Raw genomic sequence first — 8,019 nt, 5'->3', positions numbered from 1 at the left:
CTATGAGGTCACGATCTCCGGCCGGTACACGCATTGGCACCGCTCGGAAGGCCGACGATTCAGAGTGAGGACAGCCGAAGCGTCAATCGGGGATCTTGGATGGTTGGGCTCAGGTACCGAGGGTTCGCCAGGATTTCGACCGGGGGATGTCGTGCTGGTCCAGGAAGGTCTGGAATGCGGTCGGCGATCGCGATGGGGGTGTGTCCCTGGTTACGGACCGGCCGCTGAGGCGTTCGATGTTCACGGCGATGGCCGTGAGCACGTGTTGCAGGTGGGCTTTCGGCTGTCCTCGGTAGCGGCAGTGGCGCATGCCGTGTCCGTGGGCGAACTCATTGATGGTGCCCTCCACTCCGGAGCGGACCGCGTAGCGGGCCTTCCAGTCGGGTGTCTGTTGCTCGGCTCGGACGCGGACTTGCAGGTCGCGGAGCTCTCGCGGGGGAAAGCCCACGTTCCGGGCGCTCGCGCGGGAGGTGGTGCACCGGGGACGGTCCGGACACGGCTGGCATTGACCCTTGGTGAACTTCGCGACGATCAGCGGGGCCGCGGTGGGCGAGGATGTCGGGTAGGGGCCGTGCCAGCTGCTGCTGACCTGGCCTCGGGGGCAGGTGACCTGCCGGCGGTCGAAGTCGATGTGGAAGTCGTCCCGGTCGAATCCTTCGTTCTGGCGGTGCTGGCGGGTGGGGTTGCCCGGCAGTGGCCCGCTGACGGTGATCTGGTGTTCACGGGCGGCTCGTTCCAGGTGGACCAGCGAGGTGTAGCCGCTGTCGACCAGGTGTTCTGCGGGCAGCAGTCCGCGTCGCGCCAGGCGGGTGTGGATGCCGGGCAGGGCCTGGCCGTCGTTCGTGGCGGCCGAGGTGGTGGCCACGTCCGTGATCACATTGGTGCTGTCGGAGGCGCATGTCTCGGTGACATGCGCGGCGAATCCCTTCCAGCTGATGATGTGCCCGTGGCGGACATAGCGCGCCGTGGTGTCGTAGGGGGAGACGATCGCCGAGGAGGAGGGCGGCAGTCCGCCGTCGTCGGGGATGCGCCAGCAAGGGCGGCCTGCCGGGGCGCGGTAGTAGTTCTGCACGACGATCTGCCGCAGAGCCTGGACCCGAGGGCCAGACAGGCAGTTCGGCCTTTGCTGTCGGAGGTGATCCAGCAGCCGGACGGCGTCGTTACCGATGGTGAGGATTCTGGTCTTGGGCCGGGTGGGGTTCTTGCCCAGGCGGACCGGACGGCCGTAGCGGCGCCCCCACTCCTCGTCCACCAGGCCGGTCAGCAGGTGCGGGGCGGTGCTGGCGATCTCTTCCAGGGTGCGGCGCGGACCGCCTCGGTGACCAGTTCCAGCCGGGTCAGGTCGCGTACCGCGGCCAGGACGTGGGTGGAGTCGGTGCGCTGCGTGGCGCGATCGCGTACAAGTCCGGCCTCCTTCAGGCACTCGCCGCCCAGCACCCGCACCTCATCGGAGACAAGGCCACCGCCGCCCTGCTCGCCGCGACCACCAGCGGCGGCCTCGACCTCGCAGCCCCTCACCACCCGCCGCTGAAACACCTGATCGGGCTCACCCGCCACGCCATGGCCGCCGCATGCATCCACGCCCCGCTGCCGGCCCACCGCATCCGCGAACTCGTCCGGCCGCGCCCCTACCCCCCGGTGACGGCCACGGACAGCGGGTCGTGGGCCGGGACGCCGCCAGCGAACTGGTTGCGTTGGCTCGGTGGGCCGGGGGACTGGCAGGGGCTGCGGATTCTGTACGAGGCGCGGATCGCCGGCGGGGTGCTGCGGAACGAGACCGACGGGTCCACCGATCTCGCCGCCTGGCATCCGCTCGACTCCGTGCCCTCCCTCGACCGTGTCGAGCTGGTCGACATCGGACTGCAACTCTGGTGCGACCGACCGCGTTGGGTCGCTCGCACCTGACCGATCCGGCGAACGGCTGAAAACGGCTCAACCGTCACGACCGGGCTCAACCCGCCGCTCGCCTCCCGCGGTCCCCTCCCGTGACCGCAGTTCACGATCACGGGAGCCCGCATGTCAGCCGCACGTACCGTCCGTACCCTCCTCGCCGCCGGACTCGTTGCCGGGATCACCGCCACCGCGCTCGCCGCGCCCGCCGTCGCCGCCGCGCCGCCGGCCAAGCCGTCCCACGCCGCCACCCAGCAGGCCCTGGACGCGGCCGTCGCCGAGGGCGTGCCCGGGGCCGTTGCGCAGGCCCGTGACGGAAAGACTCGTTGGGTCGGCACCGCGGGGGAGCGGAAGGGGGGCGATCGTTCCCGGGTCGGATCCATCACCAAGACCTTCACCGCCACCGTCCTGCTCCAGCTCCAGGCCGAGGGCCAGCTCGACCTCGACGACCCGGTCGAGAAGTGGCTGCCCGGTGTGGTGCGCGGGCACGGGCACGACGGGCGGAAGATCACCGTCCGCCAACTGCTCAACCACACCAGCGGCATCTACAGCTACATCGAGGACCCGGCCTTCCAGGAGAAGGTCTTCGGTCCCGGCTTCCTGCAGCACCGTTACGACACCTGGACCTCCAAGCAGCTCGTCGCCGTCGCGATGGCGCATGAGCCCGACTTCGCCCCCGGGACGGACTGGAACTATTCCAACACCAACTTCGTGCTGGCCGGGATGGTCGTCGAGAAGGTGACCGGACGTCCTTACGGCAAGGCGATCGAGAACCGGATCGTCAAACCGCTCAAGCTGCGCGCTACCTCCGTGCCCGGCACCGACTCCCGCATGCCCGAGCCGAACTCCCGCGCCTACTCCAAGCTCTCCCGCGAGACCGGCGGGCCCACGTACGACGTCACCGAGCTCAATCCGAGCATCGCCGGCGCCGCCGGCGAGATGGTCTCCGATACGAACGACCTGCAGACCTTCTACCGTGCGCTGCTCAAGGGCCGGCTGCTTCCGGCGGCCGAGATGAAGGAGATGACCGACACCGTCCAGATCTCTCCCGACCTGCCCGGCGTCGGCTACGGGCTCGGTCTCATGCGGCAGAAGCTGAGCTGCGGCAAGGAGGTCTGGGGGCACGGCGGCGGCATCCACGGGTCCCATTCCGAGGCCCAGGTCACCCGGGACGGGGAGCACTCCCTCGCCGCGAACTTCAACGCCGACTGGACCGGTGACACCCAGAAGCTGATCGAGGCGGAGTTCTGCGGCACGGCCCCGGCGAAGCGGTAGCGTCAGCGGGGCAGGACGACCACGTAGGCGGCCGGCCACAGGCAGCTGCGCCCGCCTGCTTGACCACGTGGCCCGGGTTCTGCAGTCTCCCTCGGGCGTCAGCATTCAGCCGGACGCCACGGCGAGACAGTCGCCAGCCGCGCACGCCACCACAGCTCATCGGGCACTCTCGGCGATGGGAGCTGAGAGTGCCCAGCACCATGCGCGCGCACTGTTCAACGCCTGACAGCTCCCTGCCACCCTGGCTTGTGCATACGCATCGGTCCATGTTCGGAAGGGACCTCGTGCGACGTCACCTGGAACGGCTCCGCGCGTACATCGCGGAGGCCATGCGTCCTACACGCCGCTGACCAGGGCGAGGCAGCCGCTGCCCTTCACCTGGCCAGCGCCTGCCGCATGCTCGCGCGACGCCGGTGCGCCCTGGAGGGCGTCTTCACCCGCCCTCCAGCAAGTCCAGTCCCGGGCCGGTGCGGCCGGTGACATTGACTGGCTGGCCCAGATCGAAACCATCGGCCGCGCACACCAGTCGCCCGCCGCCGGCCGAAAAGGGGGCGCCATCGGCAGACGAACCGGACGATCTCGAGGAGCCTGATCACCAAAATCCACCTTGCCTGCGACGGCCGCGGCAGACCCCTGGCCATCCTTCTCACGCCTGGTAATGCTACGAGGCATCTGTGCGCAACCCTTGCTGGAACGCATCAGAGCGCCCCGCAGCGGCCCTGGTCGTCCACGCTGCAGACCGAAGGCGCAGGCGGAACCCGTGGCGGAGCCACTATCGGCACGAGCCCAGGTCGGCTCAGGCCGTCGGCTTGCTCGAAGTGCCGGACTGCGGACAGTCCACTCGTCGCTTGCCTCGGGCGCGGCCGAAGAGGTCTCCCCAGGTCTTGGCGGAGGTCCGGGTGGATTGACTCTGCTGACTACCGGCCAAGCTGCTGAAGAGATCGGCTGCGCCTACTACCCTCCGCCGCCTCATCAGGGCGGAACTGCACCCTGGACTCTCCCGCCGCGGTGTCCGGATCATGGTGCCCCTGGAAGTCGTCCAGGCTCTGCGTGAGCGCACCACAGTCCTGATCGCTGTCCCGGTCGGGTGGATCGTGGTCGGTGTGGCGTCCGAGGACACGCCCGTGAAGGGGCAGACGCGGTGACGGGCGACTACGACCGCGAGATCCGGGACCTGGACAACAGGGTCGACTCCCTGGAAAGCGACCTGCTCCGCTGCACCGCCTCAAGGCGCAGGAGGTCGCCGTGCTGCGCGCCGACGTTGCCAAACAGGCACAGCCTGGCGGGCCGTGGACAGGATTCTCCGCGTCCCTTAGCCTCAATACCGTTCAGTTAGTGATTTTGGATGGTGATGTGGGGGCTGTGTTTGGGCTGGGGCCAGTGTGTGTGGTGGGAGCGTTTCGCGGCCCATTTCAGGACTTTGCGTTTGACGACTCGGGGGTGTGAGCGTTTTCGGCGTGTTGGGTTGAGGTGTTGGGTGAGCCATCGGATGGCGTGACACCAGGTCGCGTCGGCTGCGTCAGTGCCCGGAGGGGGAAAATGCGCTCTGCGCGACTGAACGGCGGGCGATGCGGAGGGCCTTGACGAAGGAGACTCTGTCGGGGTCGTAGCCGGCGTGCGCGGCAGTGTCGGCCATCAGGGTGCGGATGGCGTAGTGGCAGCACAAATATCCCCAGATTTCTTGCTGGACAAGGTCGGGGGCTTTCGAGCGCAGTACCGCGCGGGGCCCGCGCTGGTGGGTTTTCAGCTCGTCGAAGGTGGTCTCGATCTCCCACCGTTGGGCATAGACGGCTGCGAGGTCCTCGGCGCCGACGTCCGCCGGGTCGAGGATCGTGGTCAACAGCCGGTACTCCTCGGCGTTGCCCCGGCCGTCATCGACTGTGTAGTCGATCACTCTGACTGTGAGCGGCTCCGTCGTGGCCCGGCTCGTGCCCGACGTCGGGACGATCCGGGCCAGCCAGGACCCATCGGCCAGGGATTCCAGATACCGGGGCCGCAGATTCGTTTTCACTCGCCAGAGCAGATCCGCTCCTGTGGCCGCGGCCTGCTGCCAAAGGCGGAACCCGTAGAAGCCCCGGTCGGCCAGGACCAGCTGGCCCGGCTCCAGCCGACCGACAAGCTGCCGGGACAACTCGATCTCCGACACGCTGCACGGGCCGGTGACAGCGTCGAAGACCGCATGGGTGCCGCATTCTGCCAATGCCACCAGGCGGGCCTGCGGAAACGCGGCCCGCTCCCCCCGGCTGGAAGCGGGCCGCCCGAAGAACTCTGCATTGGCTGCCGTGTCTGCCACATCAAGGCACGTCCCGTCGATCGCCACCAGACGACGCCCGGCCAGCCACGACGCCGGCGTGCCAGGCCCCGCCAGCGGACGCGCAACCCGAGCGAAGAGATCCCGCACCGGCTCGAACCCCAGACGAGACCTGGCCTGGAAGATCGCCGACTTCGAGGGCGGCGTGAACGACTCCGACCACCCCGACGCCCACGACAGCCCGTCCGTGAGCTGCGCGAACACATCCTCGTAGGAGCCATCCGAATACAGCGCCATCCCGATTGAGAAGTACGCCATCACCCGCGCGGGCAACGACCGGTGACGCCGCTCCGTACGCCCCGCCTCCTCGATCACCGCGTCAACCACGTCCGCGGGAAACACCCGCGTCAGCAACCCCACAGACACCAAATCCGACAACCGGACATCAGACGACGGCTTCACCCAACCAGAACGCGGCATCCCCCCACGATAACCCAGAAGCGCTTAACTGAACGGTATTGAGGTTAAGTGCTACCGGGCCGTGGGTGAGGTCGACTCGGGGCGCCCCGCTGGTGTCTCCACCAGTAGGTTTCCCCGAGCCGCCTCCCGAACCCGGCGTGCCCGTCTCCGGGCACCGGGCTCTCCACAAGCCCCGTTTGGGATGGTCGGATTCTCATACCGTCGTGGGCCACGGGCTCGGGATTGCTGTTCCCCGGTATCGGTATCTGGTCGTGCTTACCCTGTCTGGCAGTGCCAGCCCGTCCCGACGTTGTCAGGGCTGCTTACCGCCCGTCCCAGCATCCCCTGAGACGAACTGCCCCCAGCTTCAACCGGGTTGCTGCGACAACCCGGCGGTGAAGGTCTCTCACCTCACTCGATTCCATGGCGCCTCGTGGCGCACCCACGAGGTACGACAAACTCGCCGTCCGCTACGAAGCCACTGTGCTGGTCGCGGTGATCAACGAATGGATATGAGCGGCTCCGGCGCACCCGTGATTGCTAGCCTCACAGGCTATGAAGCAGCGCCAACAGAAGAAGCTCTCCCGCCGCCTCTTCGAGGCAGCCCTGACAGGTGACGCCAGGAGCACGAAGACCCTGTTGCGCAGTGGAGCAAGTCCAGAGAGAAGGTACAGCGACGGCACGACTCCGCTGTACCTGGCTTCGGTGCAGGGCGAGGCCGAAATAGTCCGTCTACTCATGGAAGCCGGAGCTTCCCCCGACACGGAAAGCTCCGGTCCTGGCTCGGAGGGCACACCGCTGTGCGCAGCCGCGTGCTGGGGGCACACCGAAACGGTCCGGCAACTGTTGGCGCACGGCGCCGATCCCAACCTCCGCGAAGACCATGGCACAGGCTGGGCTCCACTGGACTGGGCGGACAACTGCCCCCACCCCGCCACTGCCGAAGTCCTCCGGGCAGCAGGAGCGCAACCGACAGCTCACCCGGCTCCGTAGCCCCGCGTGCGCCCGCGACGGGTGCGGGCGGACAAGGCGTACGCGTCCCGCAAGAACCGCGCCTACCTGCGGCGTCGCGGTGTCCGCTGCACCATTCCGGACAAGGCCGACCAGGTCCGCAACCGCAAGAAGCGCGGGTCCAGCGGTGGCCGGCCACCGAAGTTCGACCCAGAGGACTACAAGGCCCGGCACGCGGTCGAGTGCGGCATCAATCGCCTCAAGAGACATCGAGCCGTGGCCACCAGGTACGACAAACTCGCGGTCCGCTACGAGGCTACCGTCCTCGTTGCCGCCATCAACGAGTGGTTGTGAAGTACTGGTCCGACGACAACTCGAACACCCGTACTCGCCGACCGCAGGTGGGATTGACGGTCTCACGGACCGGATGCATCCCAAGTTTGGTCGTGATCCGTTCGGAGGCGTCGTTGCCCACTTGAGTGATGCTGACGATCCGCTCCAGCCCTCGCTCTTCGAACCCGAACCATACAGCGGCCGCAGCGGCCTCGGTGGCCAAGCCCTGCCCCCAGTGGGAACGTCCCAGCCGCCAGCCGACCTCAACCGCCGGCAGTACCTCCGGCAAGAAGTCGGGCACCGAAAGGCCGGTGAACCCGGCCAGCTCGCCGGTGGACCGGATCTCCACGGCGAACAGGCCGAAGCCCTGCGACTCCCACTCGCTCTCCCATGCCTGGACCCCGCCGCGAGTCTGCTGTTCGTCACGGACGCTGCCGTCACGGATCCACCGCATGACCTCGGGGTCGGCATTGACGGCAGCCATGGGCGCAACGTCTTCCTCGCGCCAGCGACGCAGGATCAAACGGGGAGTCTCAAGCGTGACCATCCAATCATTCTGGATCACGAATGGGCTCTCCGCCATCCTCACCAGGCACCTTAAGACCCACTTCGTCTACGAGGGGAAGCGCATCGTCTCGGCGCTCAACGAGCTCAACATGCCGAGTTGGGACCGTTCCCGGCCCGCTTTCCTGCTCGCGGACGACGAGGAGCGCTGACCAGCTCCGCTGCTTCCGCATCCGGCTCAACGGCGTTGTCACGTTTTTGGGTGTGTGGGTGTCTGACGGTGTGTCGAGGTGTGGTGGGGCCGGGTGCCGGGGGGGGGGCGGGGTATAGACCCCCCTCCCCCCCCGGGGGGGTGC

General features: G+C 68.0%; 8 protein-coding genes and 1 pseudogene. 6 read left to right on the top strand and 3 right to left on the bottom strand.

The features are described 5' to 3' along the window. Positions 1-109 precede the first annotated feature (109 nt). Positions 110-1,252: a transposase gene (locus ABTZ94_RS34590; RefSeq protein WP_351206942.1), complete on the bottom strand. Its 1,143-nt coding sequence runs from the start codon at positions 1,250-1,252 to the stop codon at positions 110-112. Positions 1,253-1,362: 110 nt separating this feature from the next. Here ABTZ94_RS34590 and ABTZ94_RS34585 point away from each other — a divergent pair, with 110 nt between their 5' ends. The 3 genes from ABTZ94_RS34585 to ABTZ94_RS34570 all read left to right on the top strand — a co-directional run bounded on the left by ABTZ94_RS34585 (position 1,363) and on the right by ABTZ94_RS34570 (position 4,310). After that, positions 1,363-1,905 (top strand): hypothetical protein, encoded by a 543-nt coding sequence (locus ABTZ94_RS34585; RefSeq protein WP_351206940.1) that lies wholly within the window; start codon positions 1,363-1,365, stop codon positions 1,903-1,905. Positions 1,906-2,016: 111 nt separating this feature from the next. After that, positions 2,017-3,165 (top strand): serine hydrolase domain-containing protein, encoded by a 1,149-nt coding sequence (locus ABTZ94_RS34580; RefSeq protein ID WP_351206938.1) that lies wholly within the window; start codon positions 2,017-2,019, stop codon positions 3,163-3,165. Between the two features lie 1,019 nt (positions 3,166-4,184). Further along, on the top strand, positions 4,185-4,310 hold the full coding sequence (locus tag ABTZ94_RS34570) for a hypothetical protein (RefSeq protein ID WP_351206936.1): 126 nt from the start codon (positions 4,185-4,187) through the stop codon (positions 4,308-4,310). Positions 4,311-4,684: 374 nt separating this feature from the next. Here ABTZ94_RS34570 and ABTZ94_RS34565 read toward each other — a convergent pair whose 3' ends face one another. Further along, positions 4,685-5,896, bottom strand: coding sequence for an IS4 family transposase (locus ABTZ94_RS34565; RefSeq protein WP_351206934.1), 1,212 nt, complete (start codon positions 5,894-5,896; stop codon positions 4,685-4,687). A gap of 534 nt (positions 5,897-6,430) precedes the next feature. Here ABTZ94_RS34565 and ABTZ94_RS34560 point away from each other — a divergent pair. Both ABTZ94_RS34560 and ABTZ94_RS34555 read left to right on the top strand, forming a co-directional pair. Continuing rightward, a complete protein-coding gene (locus ABTZ94_RS34560) occupies positions 6,431-6,868 on the top strand; it encodes an ankyrin repeat domain-containing protein (protein ID WP_351206932.1) in 438 nt (145 codons plus the stop codon). After that, positions 6,869-7,180, top strand: a pseudogene (locus ABTZ94_RS34555) (transposase); the annotation flags it as partial. Here ABTZ94_RS34555 and ABTZ94_RS34550 read toward each other — a convergent pair. Further along, complete coding sequence (locus ABTZ94_RS34550; RefSeq protein ID WP_351206930.1) at positions 7,164-7,706, bottom strand: GNAT family N-acetyltransferase; 543 nt, start codon at positions 7,704-7,706, stop codon at positions 7,164-7,166. The pseudogene ABTZ94_RS34555 and the gene ABTZ94_RS34550 sit on opposite strands and share 17 nt — an antisense overlap. On the opposite strand from ABTZ94_RS34550, the gene ABTZ94_RS34545 reads away from it, so the two are divergent. Further along, positions 7,699-7,875 (top strand): hypothetical protein, encoded by a 177-nt coding sequence (locus tag ABTZ94_RS34545; RefSeq protein WP_351206928.1) that lies wholly within the window; start codon positions 7,699-7,701, stop codon positions 7,873-7,875. The two genes, ABTZ94_RS34550 and ABTZ94_RS34545, sit on opposite strands and share 8 nt — an antisense overlap. Positions 7,876-8,019: the final 144 nt, after the last annotated feature.

This window comes from Streptomyces sp. NPDC002785 (genome assembly GCF_040295565.1).
Classification (GTDB): domain Bacteria; phylum Actinomycetota; class Actinomycetes; order Streptomycetales; family Streptomycetaceae; genus Streptomyces.
Note: the sequence above shows the minus strand (reverse complement) of the source record. Positions and strands in the feature narration are given on the sequence as shown.